Below are 19,850 nucleotides of genomic sequence, written 5' to 3'. Positions count from 1 at the left end.
GGACGCGGAAAACGCCTCCCGGGGCGCGCCAGGACACCGTATGGTCACGGTCGGCCCCAGTGGCTCGACGCGGACGGGGTCGGACCTGTGAGAATGCCGGGGAGAAAGTCACTGCGCTGTGGCGGCGCCACCGGGGACGCCCGGATGGCACCGGGAGAACGAGGTTGGGCATGAGCGAGCGAAGCGGAGGGCTCGGCGCGACGGGGCACTGTCCCGTCGATACGCGGGGATCTGCCGAGGGCAGGGCGATCGCATGAGCGACTGGACCGCCTTCGGCCGGATCGACGATGAGGGCACAGTCTATGTGAAGACCGCCGAGGGCGAGTGCGTGGTCGGCTCTTGGCAGGCCGGCTCTCCCGAGGAGGGCCTGGCGCACTTCGCGCGCCGCTTCGACGGCGTGGTCACCGAGGTCAACTTGATCGAGACCCGGCTCGGCACCGGTGCCGGCGACGCTCAGCACGCCCTGACCAGGATCAAGGAGCTGCGCGGCGAGCTGGACGAACCGCACGTCGTCGGCGACATCGACGGGCTGCGGGAGCGTCTCGACAAGCTGTCCGCGACGGCCGAGGCCAAGGTCGGCGAGGTCCACGCCGCGCGCAGCGCGGCACGGGTCGAGGCGATCGCGCACAAGACCGCACTGGTCACCGAGGCCGAGCAGATCGCTGCGGAGTCGACCAGCTGGAAGGCGGCCGGCGACCGGTTCAAGGAGATCCTCGAGGAGTGGAAGACCATCCGGGGGGTCGACCGGAAGTCCGACGGCGAACTGTGGAAGCGGTACGCGACGGCACGGGACACGTTCACCCGTCGCCGGGGCGCACACTTCGCCACGCTCGACAGCGCCCGCAAGCAGGCCCAGGGGCGCAAGGAAGAGCTGGTCACGGAGGCGGAGTCGCTGTCCGACTCGACCGAGTGGGGCCCCACCGCCAACCGGCTCAAGGAGCTGATGAGCGAGTGGAAGGCCGCGCCGCGGGCCTCGAAAGAGGTGGAGCAGCGCCTGTGGGAACGGTTCAGGGCCGCTCAGGACGCGTTCTTCGCCAAGCGTAGCGAGGTCTTCTCGGCCCGCGACGCCGAGCAGAAGGCGAGCCTGGACCGCCGGCACGAGTTGCTGGCCCAGGCCGAGGCGCTCGACGTGGACGCCGACCCGAAGGCCGCGCAGGCGAGGCTCCGGGAGATCCAGGGCCAGTGGCACGAGTCCGGGCGGGTGTCCCGGGAGGCCGCGGCCGGGCTCGACCGGCGGCTGCGCGCGGTTGAGGAGAGGGTCCGCGCCGCGATGGACATCGCCTGGCGGCGCACCTCACCGTCGGACAACCCGCTGCTCACCCAGATGCGCGAACAGGTGGCCGAGGCCGAGGCCAGGTTGGCCCGGGCTCAGGCGGCCGGCGACGCCAAGCGCATCCGCGAGGCCGAGCAGGCTCTCACCGCCAAGCGCCAGTTCCTGCAGTTGGCGGAGCACACCAACTGAAACACCACATAGAGATCGGGGCGTTCACCGTAACGGTGGGCGCCTCGGTCATTTCTGGGGCCTGATCAGCCGCAGTGGGTCGCCGAAGTGGGCGCCGCCGCCGGCGCGCCGAGCGTGGGCATGCCGAGCGAGACCCCGGGGGTACGGGGCAGCCGACCGGCCTCGTAGGCGTCGCCGGCCCGGGTACGCCGGTGCGAGACGGGCCGGCCATCGGCGTTGAGGTGGTGCGGAGCGGCGTAGGTGATCGTGGCCTCGACGATGTCGCCCGGCCGGATCCCGTCGTTGCCACCGGCGTCGAAGTGCACGAGGCGACCGTCCCGCGCGCGTCCGGACATCCGGCCGGTGGCGCTGTCCTTGCGCCCCTCGCCGACCGCGACCAGCACCTCGACCGTACGGCCGACAAACTTCTTGTTCTCCTCCCAGGTGATGTCCTCCAGGGTGGCGACCAACCGGTCGTACCGCTCCTGGACGATCGCCTTCGGGAGCTGATCCTCCATCGTCGCCGCCGGGGTACCTGGCCGCTTGGAGTACTGGAACGTGAACGCGCTCGCGAACCGGGCCGCCCGGACGACCTCCAGCGTCTGCTCGAAGTCGGCCTCGGTCTCTCCGGGGAAGCCCACGATGATGTCGGTGGTGATCGCGGCGTCCGGCATCGCGGCCCGTACCTTGTCGATGATCCCCAGGTACCGGTCCTGCCGGTAGCTGCGCCGCATGGCCCGCAGTACCGCGTCCGAACCCGACTGCAGTGGCATGTGCAGCTGGTGGCACACGTTGGGCGTCTCGGCCATCGCCGCGATCACGTCGTCGGTGAAGTCCTTCGGGTGCGGGCTGGTGAACCGCACCCGCTCCAGCCCGTCGATGCCGCCGCAGGCGCGGAGCAGCTTGCCGAACGCGTACCGGTCGCCAAACTCGACGCCGTACGAGTTGACGTTCTGACCGAGCAGGGTGACTTCCAGGACACCCTCGGCGACCAGCGCCTCGACCTCGGCCAGGATCTCCCCCGGCCGGCGGTCGCGCTCCCGGCCCCGCAGCGACGGGACGATGCAGAACGTGCAGGTGTTGTTGCAGCCCACCGAGATGGACACCCAGCCGGCGTAGCTCGACTCGCGCCGGGTCGGCAGCGTCGACGGGAAGACCTCAAGGGATTCGAGGATCTCGACCTCGGCCTGCTCGTTGTGCCGGGCCCGGTCGAGCAGCGCCGGCAGGGAGCCGATGTTGTGGGTACCGAAGACCACGTCGACCCAGGGCGCCTTGGTGACGATGTCGCCCCGGTCCTTCTGGGCCAGGCAGCCGCCGACCGCGATCTGCATGCCGGGGTTGGCGACCTTGGTGGGGCGCAGGTGCCCGAGGTTGCCGTACAGCCGGTTGTCAGCGTTCTCCCGCACGGCGCAGGTGTTGAAGACGACGACATCGGCGGTGTCGGCGTCATCGGCTCGGACATATCCGGCAGTCTCCAGCAGACCGGAAATGCGCTCCGAGTCGTGCATGTTCATCTGGCAGCCGTACGTCACGACCTTGAAGCTTCTTGCCACCCTCGGCCCCTCTTCCATCGACCACCCAGAGTAGCCGGCGGGGTGCTCACCTCCGCCACACCCCGGCTCCGGCTGCGCTCCCCGAAGGTAGCCGGCGGAGGGCTCGCCTCCGCCACACCCCGGCTCCGGCTGCGCTCCCCGAAGGTAGCCGGCAAAGACGTTCATCGCGTCAGCGGGCGATCTCGGTGACCCTCGACTCGCGCACGACCGTCACCCGGATCTGACCCGGGTAGGTCAGCTCCTCCTCGATCTGCTTGGCCACGTCCCGGGCCAGCACCGCCGCGGCGATGTCGTCCACGTCGTCCGGCTTGACCATGACCCGGATCTCCCGGCCGGCCTGCATCGCGAAGACCTTCTCCACGCCCTGCTTGCCGCCGGCGATCTCCTCGATCCGCTCCAGCCGCTTGACGTACGCCTCCAGGCTTTCCCGCCGCGCGCCCGGCCGGCCGCCGGAGCAGGCGTCCGATGCCTGGGTCAGCACGGCCTCGATGGTCTGCGGCGGTACCTCGTTGTGGTGCGCCTCGATCGCGTGCACCACCTCTTCCGCCTCGCCGTACTTGCGGGCGAGGTCGGCGCCGATGAGCGCGTGACTGCCCTCGACCTCGTGGGTGAGCGCCTTGCCGATGTCGTGCAGGAACGCGCAACGCTTGATCACCGGAGCGTCCAGCCGCAGCTCGGAGGCCATGATCCCGGCGATGTGAGCGGTCTCTACGAGGTGCTTGAGAACGTTCTGTCCGTAGCTTGTGCGGTACCGGAGCCGGCCCAGCAGGGTGATCAGCTCCGGGTGCAGGTCGGTGATGCCGACCTCGACCAGGGCGTCCTCGGCCGCCCGCAGGCACAGCCGCTCCACCTCGTGCTTGGCCAGGTCGAAGACCTCCTCGATGCGGTGCGGATGGATCCGCCCGTCGAGTACCAGCTTCTCCAGGGTCAGCCGGCCGATCTCCCGTCGTACCGGATCGAAGCACGACAGAAGTACCGCCTCGGGGGTGTCATCGATGATCAGGTTGACCCCGGTCACCGACTCGAACGCCCGGATGTTGCGGCCCTCCCGGCCGATGATCCGACCCTTCATCTCGTCGGTCGGCAGGTGCAGGACGCTGACCACGCTCTCCGCGGTCTGCTCGCTGGCCACCCGTTGGATGGCATCGACCACGATGTGCCGAGCGCGCTGGTCGGCCGTGTTCCTGGCATCGGTCTCGATGTCCCGGACCAGCAGCGCCGCTTCGCGCTTGGCCTGCGATTCGATCGTATCGATCAGCTCAGTCTTCGCGACCTCGGCAGTCAGTCCGGACACCCGCTCCAGCTCTCGGCGGCGGTCATCCTCCAGCTCGACGATCGCGTTTTCCCGGGTGGTCAGGCCGGTCTCTCGCTCGATCAGCTCCGCCTCCGCCGCGCTGATCCGCCGGTCCCGCTCGGCCAGGCGCTCGGCCTCCTCGGCGAGCAGCCGTTCGCGCTCGTCCAGGCGTTGCTGGCGCCGTTCGGCGTCGGCGGACTGTTCCCGGGTGGTCGCGGTGAGCATCGCGATTTCCCGCTCGCCGGTGCGCCGGGCCGTGACCCGGGCCTGCTCGGCGTCCTGCTCGGCCTGCCGGTGCGCGCGTTCCAGGATGGTGTCGGCCTCGGTATGGGCTGCGGCCAGTACCCGCTTGGCCTCGGCACGTGCCGCGTTGGCCTCTGCTTTCGCGGCCGCCAGCTCGGTGCGCGCCGTGGTGGCCTTCGCTCGCGCTTCCTCAGCCACGGAGCTGGCCTCGTCGGCGGCGTCCCGCAGCGCGGCCAGGGACTGCTCCTGCCGGTCCCGTTCGGCGACGAACCCGGGGTCGACCTGCGGCTGCGCGGTGCCCTGCGGGTCGGACCGCAGCGGACGCACGACACGCATGACGGCGGCGAGCCCGACAGCGACGAGCGCGACAAGGACGACGACCACGCCCACGAGAACCATGACGAGGGCTGTCACGGCCGCCTCCCTTCCCGCCCGTACCAGGCTTCCGGCGAAGCCAGGCACGCTGCCCGGTTGAGGAGAGGTCCGATGCGCGGGTGCGGTCAACGGTGCCGTACGGCCACGGTGCCGTACAGCGGGTACGCCTAAGTCGTCGCGCATTGACCGTGCGCGACGAAAGGTAGTGCTAGGTCCCTAAACAGGACCAAATGATGCCGTACTGTTATGCGATCTATGTTGTGCGGTTAGCCGCGATGGTCGGACGTTCTCCTCTGGTAACCCGAGGCTAGGTGTCCGATACCGGTTCGGTCAAGAACACCTGATCGAGCAGCGGCCGGCACAGACTGCTACGCAGCGCCTACCTGGGGAAACGTGAGCATCGTCATTTCGGCTGAACCCCAGGTCACCGGATCGGATCGTCCGAATCGCCGATCAGGTCCGGAAGGTCGTCCGGATCGACGACGTCGGAGACCGCTCCCACCTCGTCTTCGCGGGCGGCCAGCGCCTCCTTGACGGCGGTGATCGCCAGGCCCGGCGGGTATCCCTTGCGAGCCAACATGCCGACGAGTCGCCGGAACACGGCCTCGGGCGGCGCGGTGGACATCGTGCGCAGCTTCCGGTCGACGAGGGCACGGGCGGTGGCCGCCTCGGTGTCCTGGTCGATCTCTTCCAGCGCGGCCCCGACCAGCTCACTGTCGACGCCGCGCTTGTTCAGCTCGTTGGCGAGTGCCCGGCGGGCCAGCCCCTTGCCGTGGTGCCGGCTGGCGACCCATGCCTTGGCGAACGCGGCGTCGTCGATGAGCCCGACCTCGTCGTACCGGTCGAGAACCTCGGCCGCGACCTGATCGGCGACGCCGCGTTTGCGCAGTACGGCGGCGAGTTCGGCGCGGGTACGCGGACGGACCGCCAACTGCTGGAGGCAGATGTCGCGGGCGACCTGGCCGGGGTCGCGGGCGGGTTCGGACTTCCGCTCGCCATCGCGCCCGGACCGATCGCTCTGTGTCTCGGACCGGTCGCTTTGTGTCTCGGACCGGTCGCCCCGTGCTCCGGACCGGTCGCGCCCGTAACGGGCTCGCCTGCTCCGCTCCGGAGCGCCGGAGTCGTCGGCCGCGGGCTCCCCGTCTTTCTCTGGAGCCGTGGTGTAGCCGTCCTCGTCTGGAGTCCACAGTGGCTCGTCAGAGACGATCCACCCGGAGTCCTCGGGCGAGGCCGGACCCGGTCGGGCCGGAGCCCGGCGGGGTCGGGGCGGGGCGGCATCCCAGCCCCGCCCCGTACGGGCTCCTCGTCGCCTACCCGGCACGATCAGAAGTCGACCGCGACGACCTCGGGACCACCGGCCGCATCGACCACCAGCCCGGCACCCACGCCCAGCTTCTCGAGAATCTTCTTCTCGATCTCGGCGGCCACGTCGGGGTTCTCCTTCATGAACTTGCGGGCGTTTTCCTTACCCTGCCCGAGCTGGTCGCCATCGTAGGTGTACCAGGCGCCGGACTTGCGGATGATGCTCTGCTCGACGCCGACGTCGATGAGCGAGCCCTCACGCGAGATGCCCTGGCCGTAGATGATGTCGAACTCGGCCTGCTTGAACGGCGAGGCCACCTTGTTCTTCACGACCTTGACGCGGGTCCGGTTGCCGACCGCGTCGCCGCCGTCCTTGAGGCTCTCGATGCGCCGCACGTCGAGCCGCACGGAGGCGTAGAACTTGAGCGCCTTGCCACCGGTCGTCGTCTCCGGGCTGCCGAACATCACGCCGATCTTCTCGCGGAGCTGGTTGGTGAAGATCGCGGTGGTGCCGGAGGAGTTGAGCGCGCCGGTGATCTTCCGCAGCGCCTGGCTCATGAGCCGGGCCTGGAGGCCGACGTGGCTGTCGCCCATCTCGCCCTCGATCTCGGCGCGCGGCACCAGGGCGGCCACCGAGTCGATCACGATCACGTCCAGCGCGCCGGAGCGGACCAGCATGTCCACGATCTCCAGCGCCTGCTCACCGGTGTCGGGCTGGGAGACCAGCAGAGCGTCGGTGTCGACCCCGAGCGCCCGGGCGTAGTCGGCGTCCAGCGAGTGCTCGGCGTCGATGAACGCCGCGATGCCGCCGGCGGCCTGGGCGTTGGCCACCGCATGCAGGGTGACCGTGGTCTTTCCGCTGGACTCTGGGCCGTAGATCTCGATGATCCGGCCGCGGGGCAGCCCGCCCACGCCCAGCGCCACGTCCAGGGCGATCGAGCCGGTCGGGATCACTGCCATGGGGACGACCGGCCGCTCCCCCAGGCGCATCACGGAACCCTTGCCGAACTGTTTATCTATCTGCGCCAGGGCTAGGTCTAGTGCCTTCTCGCGGTCAGGCGCTGCTGCTCCCATCGCTGCCACCCCTACGTTCGCGGTTTTCGCCGATGTCTTGGCCGAGGAACTCTTGGTCACGCGGACACGCTAGGCGCTGGGTCCGACAGAAAACAGCCGACTGGCCGAGACCTGTGGATAAGCGCCATGCTGTGGACGATACCCGTACAGGTGTACGACGCATGACGCGACACCCCGAAATCAGCGGATCGATTGAGGTACGCGCTCCGGATAGGCCGCCACGACCGCCCGCCAGACCACCACGGTCTCCTCCCCGGCGGCCAGTGCCTGCTGGATCGTCCGCCCGCCCAGTTGGGGCAGCACCTGGTCGGCAGCGACGCTCGTCGCGTACCCGGGCCCGAAGACCTGGTTCAGCCGCGCCCAGAAGTCGGTGAGCCGCACGATTCCACCCCCCTCGACGAGATCCCATCCGCCCAGCAACGGTACCCCGGCCCCGGATCACGCCGGGGATCCTCGGTCCGCCCCAGCCGGCGGAGGCGCCCGGAACAGGTCGGCCCGGCCGGCGGAGGCGCCCGAAGCAGCCCACCCGACCGGCCGGACGGTGCGCGCCCATCGGACGGGCGCGGCATCCGGCGTCCACGCGCGTTGCTACTGTCCTAAACGTGCAGCAGGACATGCTCGGAGACTGGCTGGAGCGGTTGGGCTCGTCGGCCTCCACACCGGGTGGCGGCGCGGCCGCCGCGCTCGCCGCCGCGTCAGGTGCCGCCCTGGTCGAGATGGTGGTCAACCTGACCGTGGGCAAAGGCGCATACGCGGAACACGAGGCGTACGTGCGGCCGATCGGCGCCGAGGCTGGGAAGCTGCGCCTGCGCGCGCTGGAGCTGGCCGAGGCCGACGAGGCCGCGTTCGACACGGTGATGGCCGCGTACGGCCTGGCCAAGCAGACCGACGACGAGAAGAAGGCGCGCAGCCTCGCGATCCAGACCGCCACCGCCGAGGCCGCCCGGCCGCCGCTGCAGGTGGCCGGAGTGGCCGCGCGGATCATCGAGCTGGCCGCCGCGCTGCCCGGCCGGTCCAACCGCAACGTGCTCTCCGACGTCGGAGTGGCCGCGTCGCTGGCGGTGTCCGCGCTGGAGTCCGCCGCGATCAATGTCGAGGTCAACCTGGCCGCGCTGAAGGACGAGACGGTCCGCGCCGAGCTGCGCCGGGAACTCGACGCGCACGTGGCCGCCGGAGACCTCGGCCGGGAGATCGTGGGCAACGTCCGGCGTGGCGTCGCGGGCTGACGAGCGGGGAAACATGCTGATCGACGGAAAGAAGATCGCCCAGGAGCTGGGCGCCGAGCTGACCGGCCGGGTCGCCACGCTGCGCGAGGCCGGGATCGTACCGGGGCTGGCCATCGTGGTGGCCACGCGGGACGAGGGCGCCGCGTGGTACGTACGGTCGCTGGTCCGCGCCGCCGGGAAGCTGGGCATCGAGGCCAGTACCGTCGAGCTGCCCACCGACGCGGACGCCGGCACGATCCGGCAGGCGCTGAGCCGGGCCGGCGCCGACGCGAGCGTCCACGGCGTCATGTGCCAGACCCCGCTGCCCGGCGGGCTGCGGTTGGAGGACATCGGCAGCGCGATCCCGCCCGAGGTCGACGTGGACGGCGCCAACCCGGTGTCGCTGGGCCTGCTCGCGTCCGGGTCGACGGACGCGTTCGCACCGGCGACGGCCGCCGCGGTGCTGCGCATCCTCAAGCACGAGGGCACCCCGCTGGCCGGCCGGCGCGCGGTGGTCATCGGCCGCTCCAACGTGGTCGGCAAGCCGGCCGCGCTGATGCTTCTCGCCGAGAACGCCACGGTCACCGTGTGCCACTCGCGTACCACCGACCTGCCGGCCGTGGCACGGGAGGCGGACATCCTGGTCGCCGCCGTGGGCCGGGCCGGGATGGTCACCGCCGACTATGTGAAGCCCGGCGCGGTGGTCATCGACGTGGGTACCAACGCGACCCAGGACGGTGGGCTGGTCGGCGACGTGGACACGGCCGCGGTGGCCGAGGTGGCGGGCGCGATCACGCCGGTACCGGGCGGGGTCGGCCCGGTCACCACGATGCTGCTGATGAGCCACGTGGTGACCGTGGCCGAGCGGCGCTCGATGCGATCGGTGGGCTAGAGACCCAGCGAGCGGCCGATGATCTCCTTCATGATCTCGGTCGTACCGCCGTAGATGGTCTGTACCCTGCTGTCCAGCCACGCCTTGGCGACCGGGTACTCCCTCATGTAGCCGTACCCACCGTGCAGCTGCACGCACCGGTCGGCGACCTTGGTCTGCAGCTCGGTCGTCCACCACTTCGCCATCGCCGCGTCCGCGACGGTCAGCCGGCCCGCGTTGTATTCCGCCACGCACTGGTTCAGGAACGTCCGGGCGATGGTGACCTCGGTCGCCAGCTCGGCGAGCAGGAACCGGTTGTGCTGGAACGTGCCGATCGGCCGGCCGAACGCCTCGCGGGTGCGGGCGTAGTCGAGGGTGACGTCCAGGATCCGCGAGGCGCCGGCGACCGCGGCGACGGCGATGCTCAGCCGCTCCCGGGGCAGGTTGGCGGTCAGGTGGTAGAAGCCCTTGTTCTCCACACCGATCAGGTTGGTGGACGGTATCCGGCAGTCGTTGAAGAACAGCTCCGCGGTGTCGTTGGCCTTCAACCCCACCTTGTCCAGCCGCCGCCCGCGCTCGAAGCCCGGCGTACCGCGCTCGACGGCCAGCAGGGACAGTCCGTGCGCGCCGGCGTCGGGCTCGGTACGGGCGACCACGATCACGAGATCCGCGTGCTCGCCGTTGGTGATGAAGGTCTTCTGTCCATTGAGGACGTAGTCGGAACCGTCGCGTACGGCGGAGGTGCGCACCGCGGCCAGGTCGGAACCGGCGCCCGGCTCGGACATCGCGATCGCGGTGATCGTCTCTCCCGAGCAGAACCCGGGCAGCCAGCGCTTGCGCTGCTCGTCGGTCGTCAGCTCGGTGAGGTAGGGCGCCACGATGTCGTTGTGCAGGCCGAATCCCAGTCCGGTCGCACCGGCCGTGGTGATCTCCTCGACGAGCACCGCGTTGAACCGGAAATCGCGCTGGCCGGCGCCGCCGTACTCCTCCGGGACGTCCAGGCCGAGTAGCCCCGCGGCGCCGGCCTTACGCCAGACCGCACGGTCGACCAGACCGGCCTCTTCCCAGGAGGCGTGGTACGGAACGGCCTCGCGGGCCAGGAAGGTCCGGCACAACTCCCGGAACTCCTCGTGTACGGGCTCGTACAGGTGCTGCTCCATGACGACCGAGTCTGTCAGATGGCGGCACTGGGCTCAGCCCGCCGTGCTCACCAGCCAATCGCGCAGCTGCTCGTCGTCGCTCAGGCCGACCAGTTGGACGAGGCCCCAGTTGTCCACGTGCTCCACCATGGCGTCCGGATCCCGCTGCCAGTCCTCGGCGTACTCGCGCAACGCGTCGACCATCTCGTCGACCGCCTCCTCGAACGTGCCGCCCTCGGCCGCCGCCGGTACGGCCGGCACCAGTACCGACCATCCGTCCGGCTCACGGGAGACCTCCGCCCGGGACGGCTCACCGGACGCGAGGAGCCGCCGCAGGCGTTCGGAGTCCACGACGGCCGAGGCCCGTTCGTCACGCCGTACCGTAGCGACTCGACCACGCTCGGCCGCGTCCAGTATCTCGGCGAAATGGTCGCGAGCGTCCGGATAGCTGTCGTAGTGCATCATCTGCCGCGCACCACCTTTCCTCGGTTCACATCCGGGTGGCCTTCCCGATCCGGGCACCGGACGAAACCTCCGGACTCGACGAAGACCGTCACCCCAGGGCGTCCGCCACCACCTTGAGGTCCTTGACGAAGCCCGCGTACGCCGCGTCCCGGTCATCCGCGCGCAGGATCGCCGACGGATGCAGCGTCGCCATCACCTGTGCGGCGCCGCCGGGCTGGGCGTAGTCCTCCGGGTGGTACGCCGACTCCGGCCACGGCATCAGTACCCCGCGCGACTTCGTCACCCGGAAGGACGGGCCGAGCAGGGCCTGGCCGGCTGTCGCGCCGAGCGCCACCACGAAGTTCGGAGCCAGCTGGGCGAACTCTGCGAGCAGCCACGGGCGGCAGGCGACGATCTCGACCCGGTCCGGGGTCTGGTGGATGCGCCGCTTGCCGGTGGCCGCCTGCCGGAACTTGAAGTGCTTGACGGCATTGGTGATGTAGAGATCCTTCGGCTTGAGCCCGACATCGGTCACCGCGCGGCGCAGCAGCACGCCGGCCGGCCCGACGAACGGTTCACCGCGCCGGTCCTCCACGTCGCCGGGCTGTTCGCCGACCATCACCACTCTGGCCCGGGAGCTGCCCTTCCCGAAGACTGTCTGGGTCGCGTCCCGAAACAGGTCGCAGCCGCGACAGGAGCGCGCCTCCGCGCGCAGCTCGTCGAGATCGGCACCGGCCGGTACGAACGAAGCCATGTCAGACATACCGACAGGTGTACCGCATCGGCCGGTGCTTGGCACTCCAAGTCGCTAGACCGCGTACCCGGCCCGGGGGGCGCCGCCGACCGCGTCGAGCGCCGCGTCCGCCAGCGGTTCGATGTCACCGTCGGACAGCGGGCTCACCGTGATCCGTACCGCCGGCGGGGTGGCCAGGCGGAACAGCGAGCCCGGGGCGACCGCGTATCCGGTGTCCCGCAGCCGGGCCACCGCGACCGTCTCGTCGGGTACCGGCAGCCACACGTTGAGCCCGGTGTTCCCCGCGCTGCTCAGGCCGCGCTCCGACAGCGCGGTGCGCAGCGCCGAGCGCCGCCGGGCGTAGCTGTCCCGCGCGCGGTCGATCCGGGCGGCGACCGTGTCGTCCCGCCAGAGCGCGACGACGCCCTGCTGGAGGATGCTCGACACCCAGCCGGTGCCGATCCGCATCCGGCCCTCGACCCGGGTCAGGGTCGCCTCGTCGCCGGCCATCACGGCCAGCCGCAGGTCCGGGCCGTACGGCTTGGACACCGACCGGACGAACGCCCACCGATGGGTCGCGCCGGCCAGCGGATGCAGCGCCACCACGGCCAGTTCGGCCGCGTGGTCGTCCTCGACTACCAGCAGATCGGGGTGGGTGCGCAGCACGGCGCGCAGCGCGGTCGCCCGGGCGCGGGTCACCGCCGCACCGGTCGGATTTTGCGCCCGGGTGGTCACCACCACGGCGCCGACCCCGGCGGACAGCGCCGCGGACAGCCCCTCCGGGGTCGGCCCCTGCTCATCGACGGGAACGGCGACCGGGGTCAGCCCCTGGGCGGCGACGAGGTCGAACAGGTTGGCCCAGCCGGGATCCTCCACACCGACCCGGTCGCCCGGCCGCAGGTGCGCGGCGAGCAGCCGGTCGATGCCGTCGAGCGCGCCACCGGTGACGGTGAGCGCGGGCACCGGCACGCCGTCGGCGGACAGCCGGGCGGTGGCCAGCTCGATCAGTTCGGGGATCGGCCCGGCGTCGCCGTATCCGCGCTGCGGACGCAGGTCCAGGCGCGGCAGGTCGGGCAGCAGGCGGGCGTCGGGTTCGCCGGCCGACAGGTCCAGGACCCCCGCCGGTTTCGGTAGCCGCAGCGCGCTGCGGGTCGGCGCGAGCGGCGGCCGGGGCCGGATCCGGGTGCCGTTGCGCCCCGCGGTCTCCACGATCCCCCGCTGGCGCAGCGACTGGTACGCCGCCGCCACCGTGCCGGCACTCACCCCCAGGGCGCCGGCCAGCTCCCGGACCGGCGGCAGGCTCTGGCCCGCGACCAGGGCGCCCCGGCGCACGCCCGACTCGATGCTGCCGGAAATCGTCGCCGCCGTCGTACCGGCAATCTGATAACGTACCGCCACAGCTCCAGGATTGTACCAGAACAAAGGAGTCAGGCCATGGACACCGACTTCCCGGCGACCGGCCGCACCACCCCGCACCGGTACCCGAGCCGGGTCTCCTACCAGCGCCCGGCCGCGCACTCTGTCCTCGACGAGGCATACGTCTGCCATCTCGGCTTCGTGGCCGGTGACGGGCCACGGATGCTGCCCACCCTGTTCGCACGGGTGGACGACACGCTGTACGTGCACGGCTCCACCGGCAGCGGGCCGATGCTCGCGTTGCGCGACGGTGACCCGGTCTGCGTCAGCGTGACCCAGTTGGACGGGCTGGTCTTCGGCCGGGCGCAGTTTCACCACAGCGCCAACTACCGGTCGGTGGTGTGCTTCGGCGCGGTACGCCAGGTGACCGACCCGGCCGAGAAGCTCCGGGCGATGACCGCGCTCGTGGAGAAGGTGGCCGCCGGACGCTCGGCGGACAGCCGGCCGCCGACCGGTCGCGAGCTGGCCGCCACCGGCGTGCTGGCGCTGACGCTGACCGAGATCTCGGTGAAGGCACGCAGCGGTGGACCGGTCGACGAGCCGGAGGATCTGGCGCTGCCGTACTGGGCCGGGGTCGTCCCGCTGCGGCTGACCTCGGGCGTACCGGTGCCGGGGGACGGCGTGTCCGCGCCCGTCCCCGCCTACCTGCGACCGGCCCGCTCGCCCTGGCTCGAGCCGGCCGTGATGACCGGGCGATACGTGATCCTCGAACCGCTGGACCTGTGCCACGCCCCCGCCCTGTTCGAGGCGCTGGACGACGAGGAGGTACACCGGTACATCCCGGGTCCGATGCCCGCCTCGCCCGAGGACCTGGCCGAGGCGGTGGCCCGCAAGCTGCGGGAGGCCGCCAACGGGTCGCGGGTGCCCTGGGTCATGCGCGACGCCGGTACCGGCGAGGTGATCGGTACCACCTCGTACGTACCTGCTGACGAGGTCAACCGCGGCGTGCACATAGGATCGACCCAGCTGGGCCGGCGGTGGTGGCGCACCGGCGTCAACACCGAGGCGAAGCTCATGCTGATGACCCGGGCCTTCGAGGAACTGGGCGCGGTGCGGGTGGAGTGGCAGACCGACAACCGCAACCTGCGCTCACAGGCCGCGATCGAGCGGCTGGGTGCGACCCGGGAGGGCGTACTGCGCCGGCACAAGCGCCGCGCTGACGGCACCTGGCGAGATTCGGTGTTCTACGGGATGACCGTGGACGAGTGGCCACTGGCCAAGAAGCGGCTGGCCGAGCGGCTGGCGCGCGAGTAGGAGTCGAGCGTGGCTCGGCACGGGAAGAAGGTGGGACATGTTCGGCATCACCAACATCTGGGCGTACCTGCTCGGTACCGCGGCCATCGTCCTCCTTCCGGGGCCGAACTCGATGTACGTGCTGTCCACCGCCGCCCGGCTCGGGATACGCAGCGGTTACGCGGGAGCGTTCGGGGTGTTCATCGGCGACGCGGTGCTCATGACGCTGTCCGCGGCCGGGGTCGCCTCGCTGCTGCGCGCCCAGCCTGCGCTGTTCCTGATCGTGAAGTACGCCGGCGCGGGGTACCTGTGCTGGATCGGGATCGGCATGCTGCGTCGCGCCTGGCGCAGCCGGCGCTCCGGATCGTCGGGGGCAGCCGGGGCGGCGGAGGGAGCACCGGCGAACGCCGGGCTGGCCACCGCGACCGCCAGCGCGACCGCCGCGCCGGCTGTGCCCGCGCGCAGCCCGTTCCGCAAGTCGCTGGTGGTCAGCCTGCTCAACCCGAAGGCGATTCTGTTCTTCATCTCGTTCTTCATCCAGTTTGTCCAGCCTGAGTACCCCCGGCCCTGGCTGTCGTTTCTGATCCTGGGCGCCATCGTCGAGCTGATCAGCGCGGCGTACCTGACCACGCTGATCTTCACGGGCAGCTACCTGGCGGCCTGGTTCCGCAGCCGTCGCGGGTTGTCCCGGGCGCTGGCGACCGGGATCGGCGCGGTCTTCGTCGGCTTCGCCATCAAACTGGCGACCACTTCGCTGAGCTGAACCCTCGCTGGGCTGGGTGCCTCGCTGAGTTCAGCCCTGGTCCGGCTGAATCCCGGCGAGCACAGTCCCGGCGCGGCGCCCGGTCAGGAAGTCGTGTCGGTCAGGCCGTGCCGGTACGCGTACTGCACGGCCTGTGCCCGATCCCGTACCCCGGTCTTGGCGAACAGCCGGTTGATGTGCGACTTGACCGTGGCTTCGCTGACGTACAGCTTCGCGGCGATCTCCCGGTTCGACAGGCCGCCCGCGATCAACCGCAGGACGTCGCCCTCGCGCGCGGTCAGCCCGTCCGGCAGGCCGCCCTCGGTGACCGGAGCGGCACCGGTGGCGGCGGCGAGCAGTCGTTGCTGAACCTGGGGATCGAGCACCGACTGACCGTTGGCCGCTGCCCGGACGGCCGCCGCGATCTGTGCCCGGCCGGCGTCCTTGGTCAGGTATCCCAGGGCTCCGGCGCGCAGTGCCGCCAGGATGTCGGCGTCCTCCGCGTACGTCGTGAGGACCACGATCTGGGTCTCCGGGTGGTCGGCGCGGATCCGGGCGGTCGCGGTGACCCCGTCGCACCGGGGCATCCTCAGGTCCATCAGCACGACATCGGCGCCATGCTCGGCGACCAGTGCCACGGCCTCGTCCCCATCCGCCGCCGAGCCGACCACGTCCACGTCGTCGAGCAGGCCCAGCAACAGTGCGAGCCCCTCCCGTACCGCGGTCTGGTCATCGGCCACGACCACCCGGATTGTCATACCCGGATCCTTACATCCACCCGCCGGCCGGTTCTGGCCGGGTCTTCTGGTTGGTCCGGTTGACGGAGCCCGCCGTCCTGAACCCGGGTGGAACCGGCGGCTCCACCCGGGGATACAGGCCCTTCCCGGCGGCCGGCCGGGCGCCAGGCACCCGCGGCCCGGCCGCCTATGCCTCGTGCCGGTCGGCGTTGGCCAGGATCGCGTCGCGCACGTACTGCGCCAGGCCCGGTGCCACTTCCTCGTAGTTCGCGGTGAACCTCGGATCGGCCACGTACATCTCGGCCAGGCAGCGGTGCATCGCGTACGGCACGTCGTAGAACCAACGTTCGATGTGCTGCCGGTGCGCCTCGGCCGCGTCCATGGCACTCTGGCCGGCTGCCGGCTCACCGGAGGCCATCGCCTCGGCGAACCGGCGCGTCGCCTCCTCGCCCTCCGCCTTGATCGTCACCCAGTCGTCCTTGGTGTAGGACTTCATCCGCTCCTGGGACTGCTTGTACGCGTCGGTCTCACCCCAGCGTTGTTCGACCTCGTCGGCGTACTGCGCCGGGTCGTTCTCGCCGAACACCTCGAAGCGCTCCTCCGGGGTCAGTGACACACCCATCTTCTCCGCCTCCATCGCGCGTTCCACGGCCGTGACCATCGTCCGGAGCCGGTCGATCCGCTTGTTCAGCAACGTGTGCTGGCGGCGCAGGTGCGCCTGGGCATCGGTACCCGGATCGTCGAGGATGGCCGCGATCTCTTCGAGGGGAAAACCCAGCTCCCGGTAGAACAGCACCTGTTGCAACCGCTCGAGATCGGATCCGCCGTACCGGCGGTAGCCGGTCGCGGTGCGGCCGCGTGGCGTGAGCAGCCCGATCTCGTGGTAGTGGTGCAGCGTGCGCACGCTGATACCGGCGTACCGGGCGACCTGCCCGACCGAGTAGTCCATGTTGTCCCCTCCTTCCCGCGCCAGCGTCCAGCCTCACGCGACGTGAGGGTCAAGTCCAAACCGGTGGCCAGGCTTCGAGCACAGCCGCCCTTGGAGCCGACCGCTACTGTCGCTGGACATGGATGAGATTCCCATCCGGCTGAGGCCGGTCGCGGAGGACGACCTGCCGATGTTTCAACGGTTCCTGACCGAGCCGTTTCTCATCGGCCTTGACTGGGCGGGTTTCCGCGACGCGCAGGAGCCGCCCCGCCGGTTCGCGGCCGATGGCTACCTCGGTGAGGACAGAGGCCGGCTGATCGTCGAGGTGGAACAGGAGTCGGCCGCCGCCGGGTTCGTGAGCTACGTATCCCGGCTGTACGGCGGCGTGGCCCCGCACTGGGAGATCGGGATCGCGCTGCTGCCCGAGTGGCGGGGACGCGGCATCGGTTGGCGGGCACAGGCGATGCTGTGCGACTACCTCTTCAGCCACACTCCGGTGCGGCGCATCGCGGCCGGTACCCATGCGGAGAACACGGCGGAGCAGAAGTCACTGGTGAAGGCTGGCTTCCAGTTGGAGGGCGTGATCCGCGCGGGCGAGTTCCGGGCCGGCCAGTGGCGCGACGGGTACCTCTACAGCCGACTGCGCGACGACCCGTCACCGCTCTGAGGTTGCCTGGCCGCCGCCATCTCCGGCCGTCGGCTGGCGCAGCGCGGTACGTCCCAGGTCGGCGAGCCGCTGGGTGCGGTCCGCGCGGCGAACCAGGAGCAGGGCGACCAGGAACGTCAGCACCGGCGTGGCGATCAGGACCACCCACTGCGGGGGTACCGGCCTGCCCGGCTCACCGAAGAAGTCGGGGGGCACCTCAAAGCTCCGGAAGAACACCGAGACCAGGGCGTAGAACACGACCGCGGGTGCCAGCAGGGCGAGCAGCCGGCGGCGGATCGCCGGCTCGATCCGCGCGACCACCGTGATCATTATCGAGAGCGCCGCGACGTACAGCAGGATCGGCGCCAGTCCGGTGCCCATGCCATCGCCGTCGAAGATCTGCCGGAGGTATCCGCCACCGTTCGGCCACAGCTCGACGGTGTAGTAGTGCCGGCCCTCTGACGTGATCTTGGCCAGCAGCGGGTCGACCGCGGCCGACCCGATCAGCAGTGCGCAGGCGACGGCGAACCCGACGGTGCGGGGCCAGCCGAGGATGGCGCGCGCGTGAGCGGCGGTACCGGGGAGGCTCAGCGCCACCGCGGCGACGATCGTCGCGACCAGCAACCAACCCTTGGAGACCGCGCCCAGCGGCGGGCTGCCGAGCGGCTCGTGAACCGCCAGGACCACCGCACCGAGCACCGCCGCCCAGGCCACCGTTGCCGCGACGACCCGACGCCCGACCAGCACCGCCACGGTCACGGCCAACCCGACGACCGCGGGAGCCCAGACCCTCGCCGGGAACGCGGCACCAAGCGAGATCCCGCCGATGTCCGGCAGGCGTCGCGACCACGCGTACCGGTGGACGCTGATGCGCAGGTCGCAGGCGACCAGCAGCATCGACAGGAGCACGGCGACCGTCGCCGCGGCGTCGTACCAGCGGGGGTCGCGCAGCCTGGACGTGGCCCGTCCCAGGCGCGCTCGCACGGCGGCGAGCAGGACGTCCACCGTCTCGCCCGCACCCGGCCAACGCTGCCCCGGACCCGCTCCGGCGAGCATCGTCCCGACCATCTCGTCCTCGTACCGGGCCCGGTGCTGCGCCGGGTACCAGGCCAGCAGCCGCCGGTACCGGCGCTCCAGCACGTCATCCATGCCGCGTCCCCCCGTCGTGCCGCCCATGCCACCCTCGCCACTCTCGCCCGCCCCGCTGCTCATGCCGGCCTCGCCGCTCATGCGGCACCGAGCCCGAAGGATGTGCCGAGCTTGCGGAGCCGGGCCGTGGCCGCGTCCGCGTGCCGGCGCAGCCGCTGCGTCTCGTCGGCCAGGCGCTCGGTGCCCAGCCCGGTCAGCCGGTAGTACCGCCGCAGCCGGGACTGCACGACCTCTTCCCGTTCGACCTCGATCAGGCCGCCGGCGCACAGCCGGTCGAGTACCGCGTACAGCGTGCCGGCGCGCAGCCGCACGCGGCCCTCGGAGATTCGCAGCACGTCTTCGACGACGCCGTACCCGTGCTGCGGTTCGGCGGCGAGCGCAGTCAGGACAAGGAAGGCCGGTTCACCCAGCGGCGACTCTGTCATGCACGAACTATATACCGGCTCACGATATATGCAACAGCGATGTATTTATGAGTTCCGCTGCGGCGGTCGCATCTCGGCGGACATCTGGCCGATCCGCCCGAGCCCGTCGAACTCCACGGTCACCTGCCCGTCGGGAAACCAGACCCGGACCGACTTCCCGTCGCTGCCGTTGTTCGCCGTGAGGCCGCGAAGCTGCGCGTACGAGAGCAGCGCGAGCCGGTGATCGTGGATCAGGCCGTAGCTGAGTGCCTCTCCGATGACCCGCACAGACCGATTCACTCCCGGTACCGGCAGGTGCAGTTCCGGCGCGTCGATGAGCAGGTACGTCCGCAGTCCCGGACCGGCCTGCCCGGAGTAGCTGGTCCACCGGCCGGTGACCAGCTTGGCCGCGTCGACCAGCCGCGCGGCGAGGTACGCATCCAGCGGCAGCTCCGCGTCCACCAGCTCGCGCACGCCGTACGCGCGGCCGAACTGGGCGATCCGTTCGCCGAACGCGGTCACCTGCGCGGAGAATCCGGCGGGATTGGCCCAGCCCCACAGCCAAGTCCCCACGCCCTCCGAGGCGGACCCGAGCAACCCCGCGGCGGTACGCAGCAACGGCCGATCGGCCACGAAGTCCAGCGTCCCGGCGTTGAGATCGACCTCGAACCGGTGCTCTCCGAATCGCTCGGCCAGATCGATGAGGTGCAGTTGATGCTCGTGTGAGAAGAACGCGGCCCGATCGACCATGGCGTCCAGATTGAGGGGTTGAGTCATGGCCGGCCACTGTAGGCGGCATCACCTGTGGTCGCAGCCCCGCAACCGCGGGAGGATGCCGTGTTCGCGGCGCGGCGGTCGCCAAGAGGATGCCGTGTTCGCGGCGCGGCGGTCGCCAAGAGGATGCCGTGTTCGCGGCGCGGC

General features: G+C 70.8%; 20 protein-coding genes. 6 read left to right on the top strand and 14 right to left on the bottom strand.

The window, feature by feature from the left end; translation table 11 throughout:
- The first annotated feature begins 253 nt into the window (after positions 1-253).
- Positions 254-1,462 carry a DUF349 domain-containing protein gene (locus Raf01_RS09645; RefSeq protein WP_203917427.1) on the top strand — a complete coding sequence of 403 codons (1,209 nt, stop codon included), beginning with the start codon at positions 254-256 and terminating at the stop codon, positions 1,460-1,462.
- A 65-nt stretch (positions 1,463-1,527) separates the two neighbouring features.
- Here Raf01_RS09645 and miaB read toward each other — a convergent pair whose 3' ends face one another.
- From miaB to Raf01_RS09620, 5 genes are all read right to left on the bottom strand, one after another.
- Entirely contained in the window at positions 1,528-2,994 is a 1,467-nt protein-coding gene (miaB, locus tag Raf01_RS09640) for a tRNA (N6-isopentenyl adenosine(37)-C2)-methylthiotransferase MiaB (protein ID WP_275412971.1), read from the bottom strand.
- A gap of 169 nt (positions 2,995-3,163) precedes the next feature.
- Entirely contained in the window at positions 3,164-4,945 is a 1,782-nt protein-coding gene (gene rny, locus Raf01_RS09635; RefSeq protein WP_373319509.1) for a ribonuclease Y, read from the bottom strand.
- Positions 4,946-5,330: 385 nt separating this feature from the next.
- Positions 5,331-6,095: a regulatory protein RecX gene (locus tag Raf01_RS49430; RefSeq protein WP_373319513.1), complete on the bottom strand. Its 765-nt coding sequence runs from the start codon at positions 6,093-6,095 to the stop codon at positions 5,331-5,333.
- A gap of 134 nt (positions 6,096-6,229) precedes the next feature.
- On the bottom strand, positions 6,230-7,282 hold the full coding sequence (recA, locus tag Raf01_RS09625) for a recombinase RecA (RefSeq protein WP_203917424.1): 1,053 nt from the start codon (positions 7,280-7,282) through the stop codon (positions 6,230-6,232).
- A 180-nt stretch (positions 7,283-7,462) separates the two neighbouring features.
- On the bottom strand, positions 7,463-7,663 hold the full coding sequence (locus Raf01_RS09620; protein WP_203917423.1) for a DUF3046 domain-containing protein: 201 nt from the start codon (positions 7,661-7,663) through the stop codon (positions 7,463-7,465).
- Between the two features lie 221 nt (positions 7,664-7,884).
- Here Raf01_RS09620 and Raf01_RS09615 point away from each other — a divergent pair, with 221 nt between their 5' ends.
- Complete coding sequence (locus Raf01_RS09615; RefSeq protein WP_203917422.1) at positions 7,885-8,508, top strand: cyclodeaminase/cyclohydrolase family protein; 624 nt, start codon at positions 7,885-7,887, stop codon at positions 8,506-8,508.
- Between the two features lie 13 nt (positions 8,509-8,521).
- Positions 8,522-9,379 carry a bifunctional 5,10-methylenetetrahydrofolate dehydrogenase/5,10-methenyltetrahydrofolate cyclohydrolase gene (locus Raf01_RS09610; RefSeq protein ID WP_203917421.1) on the top strand — a complete coding sequence of 286 codons (858 nt, stop codon included), beginning with the start codon at positions 8,522-8,524 and terminating at the stop codon, positions 9,377-9,379.
- Here the strand turns inward: Raf01_RS09610 and Raf01_RS09605 are convergent.
- The 4 genes from Raf01_RS09605 to Raf01_RS09590 form a co-directional block, all read right to left on the bottom strand.
- Positions 9,376-10,518: an acyl-CoA dehydrogenase family protein gene (locus tag Raf01_RS09605; protein WP_203917420.1), complete on the bottom strand. Its 1,143-nt coding sequence runs from the start codon at positions 10,516-10,518 to the stop codon at positions 9,376-9,378. The two genes, Raf01_RS09610 and Raf01_RS09605, sit on opposite strands and share 4 nt — an antisense overlap.
- A 33-nt stretch (positions 10,519-10,551) precedes the next feature.
- Positions 10,552-10,962 carry a type II toxin-antitoxin system HicB family antitoxin gene (locus Raf01_RS09600; protein ID WP_203917419.1) on the bottom strand — a complete coding sequence of 137 codons (411 nt, stop codon included), beginning with the start codon at positions 10,960-10,962 and terminating at the stop codon, positions 10,552-10,554.
- Between the two features lie 88 nt (positions 10,963-11,050).
- The gene (locus Raf01_RS09595; protein WP_203917418.1) at positions 11,051-11,704 is read right to left on the bottom strand and encodes a UdgX family uracil-DNA binding protein; all 654 of its coding nucleotides are present in this window, start codon (positions 11,702-11,704) and stop codon (positions 11,051-11,053) included.
- Between the two features lie 45 nt (positions 11,705-11,749).
- A complete protein-coding gene (locus Raf01_RS09590) occupies positions 11,750-13,072 on the bottom strand; it encodes an aminotransferase class I/II-fold pyridoxal phosphate-dependent enzyme (protein WP_203917417.1) in 1,323 nt (440 codons plus the stop codon).
- Between the two features lie 36 nt (positions 13,073-13,108).
- On the opposite strand from Raf01_RS09590, the gene Raf01_RS09585 reads away from it, so the two are divergent.
- Both Raf01_RS09585 and leuE read left to right on the top strand, forming a co-directional pair.
- A complete protein-coding gene (locus Raf01_RS09585) occupies positions 13,109-14,344 on the top strand; it encodes a bifunctional pyridoxamine 5'-phosphate oxidase family protein/GNAT family N-acetyltransferase (protein ID WP_203917416.1) in 1,236 nt (411 codons plus the stop codon).
- Positions 14,345-14,381: 37 nt separating this feature from the next.
- Complete coding sequence (gene leuE, locus Raf01_RS09580) at positions 14,382-15,086, top strand: leucine efflux protein LeuE (protein WP_203917415.1); 705 nt, start codon at positions 14,382-14,384, stop codon at positions 15,084-15,086.
- A gap of 83 nt (positions 15,087-15,169) precedes the next feature.
- Here leuE and Raf01_RS09575 read toward each other — a convergent pair whose 3' ends face one another.
- Entirely contained in the window at positions 15,170-15,823 is a 654-nt protein-coding gene (locus Raf01_RS09575) for a response regulator transcription factor (RefSeq protein ID WP_203917414.1), read from the bottom strand.
- A 166-nt stretch (positions 15,824-15,989) separates the two neighbouring features.
- Entirely contained in the window at positions 15,990-16,751 is a 762-nt protein-coding gene (locus Raf01_RS09570) for a MerR family transcriptional regulator (protein ID WP_203917413.1), read from the bottom strand.
- A 118-nt stretch (positions 16,752-16,869) separates the two neighbouring features.
- Between Raf01_RS09570 and Raf01_RS09565 the strand changes: the two genes are divergently transcribed.
- Positions 16,870-17,397: a GNAT family N-acetyltransferase gene (locus Raf01_RS09565; RefSeq protein ID WP_203917412.1), complete on the top strand. Its 528-nt coding sequence runs from the start codon at positions 16,870-16,872 to the stop codon at positions 17,395-17,397.
- Here the strand turns inward: Raf01_RS09565 and Raf01_RS09560 are convergent.
- From Raf01_RS09560 to Raf01_RS09550, 3 genes are read right to left on the bottom strand one after another with little or no spacing between them, the layout of a single operon-like run.
- On the bottom strand, positions 17,386-18,606 hold the full coding sequence (locus Raf01_RS09560; RefSeq protein WP_203917411.1) for a hypothetical protein: 1,221 nt from the start codon (positions 18,604-18,606) through the stop codon (positions 17,386-17,388). The genes Raf01_RS09565 and Raf01_RS09560 overlap by 12 nt on opposite strands.
- On the bottom strand, positions 18,603-18,950 hold the full coding sequence (locus Raf01_RS09555; protein WP_203917410.1) for a PadR family transcriptional regulator: 348 nt from the start codon (positions 18,948-18,950) through the stop codon (positions 18,603-18,605). The genes Raf01_RS09560 and Raf01_RS09555 overlap by 4 nt, the downstream gene beginning before the upstream one ends.
- Positions 18,951-18,995: 45 nt before the next feature.
- A complete protein-coding gene (locus Raf01_RS09550; RefSeq protein WP_203917409.1) occupies positions 18,996-19,706 on the bottom strand; it encodes a DUF6882 domain-containing protein in 711 nt (236 codons plus the stop codon).
- Between the last annotated feature and the right edge of the window lie 144 nt (positions 19,707-19,850).

The sequence above is a fragment of the Rugosimonospora africana genome (assembly GCF_016862975.1).
In the GTDB taxonomy this organism is placed as follows: Bacteria; Actinomycetota; Actinomycetes; order Mycobacteriales; family Micromonosporaceae; genus Rugosimonospora; species Rugosimonospora africana.
Note: the sequence above shows the minus strand (reverse complement) of the source record. Positions and strands in the feature narration are given on the sequence as shown.

What these genes read in the sequence shown, in the direction of transcription:
- Raf01_RS09645 (WP_203917427.1), top strand. Translation starts at nt 254, where the DNA reads ATGAGCGACTGGACCGCCTTCGGCCGGATCGACGATGAGGGCACAGTC.
- recA (WP_203917424.1), bottom strand. Translation starts at nt 7,282, where the DNA reads ATGGGAGCAGCAGCGCCTGACCGCGAGAAGGCACTAGACCTAGCCCTG.
- Raf01_RS09610 (WP_203917421.1), top strand. Translation starts at nt 8,522, where the DNA reads ATGCTGATCGACGGAAAGAAGATCGCCCAGGAGCTGGGCGCCGAGCTG.
- Raf01_RS09605 (WP_203917420.1), bottom strand. Translation starts at nt 10,518, where the DNA reads ATGGAGCAGCACCTGTACGAGCCCGTACACGAGGAGTTCCGGGAGTTG.
- Raf01_RS09600 (WP_203917419.1), bottom strand. Translation starts at nt 10,962, where the DNA reads ATGATGCACTACGACAGCTATCCGGACGCTCGCGACCATTTCGCCGAG.
- Raf01_RS09595 (WP_203917418.1), bottom strand. Translation starts at nt 11,704, where the DNA reads ATGTCTGACATGGCTTCGTTCGTACCGGCCGGTGCCGATCTCGACGAG.
- Raf01_RS09585 (WP_203917416.1), top strand. Translation starts at nt 13,109, where the DNA reads ATGGACACCGACTTCCCGGCGACCGGCCGCACCACCCCGCACCGGTAC.
- leuE (WP_203917415.1), top strand. Translation starts at nt 14,382, where the DNA reads ATGTTCGGCATCACCAACATCTGGGCGTACCTGCTCGGTACCGCGGCC.
- Raf01_RS09575 (WP_203917414.1), bottom strand. Translation starts at nt 15,823, where the DNA reads ATGACAATCCGGGTGGTCGTGGCCGATGACCAGACCGCGGTACGGGAG.
- Raf01_RS09570 (WP_203917413.1), bottom strand. Translation starts at nt 16,751, where the DNA reads ATGGACTACTCGGTCGGGCAGGTCGCCCGGTACGCCGGTATCAGCGTG.
- Raf01_RS09565 (WP_203917412.1), top strand. Translation starts at nt 16,870, where the DNA reads ATGGATGAGATTCCCATCCGGCTGAGGCCGGTCGCGGAGGACGACCTG.
- Raf01_RS09560 (WP_203917411.1), bottom strand. Translation starts at nt 18,606, where the DNA reads ATGAGCGGCGAGGCCGGCATGAGCAGCGGGGCGGGCGAGAGTGGCGAG.
- Raf01_RS09555 (WP_203917410.1), bottom strand. Translation starts at nt 18,950, where the DNA reads ATGACAGAGTCGCCGCTGGGTGAACCGGCCTTCCTTGTCCTGACTGCG.
- Raf01_RS09550 (WP_203917409.1), bottom strand. Translation starts at nt 19,706, where the DNA reads ATGACTCAACCCCTCAATCTGGACGCCATGGTCGATCGGGCCGCGTTC.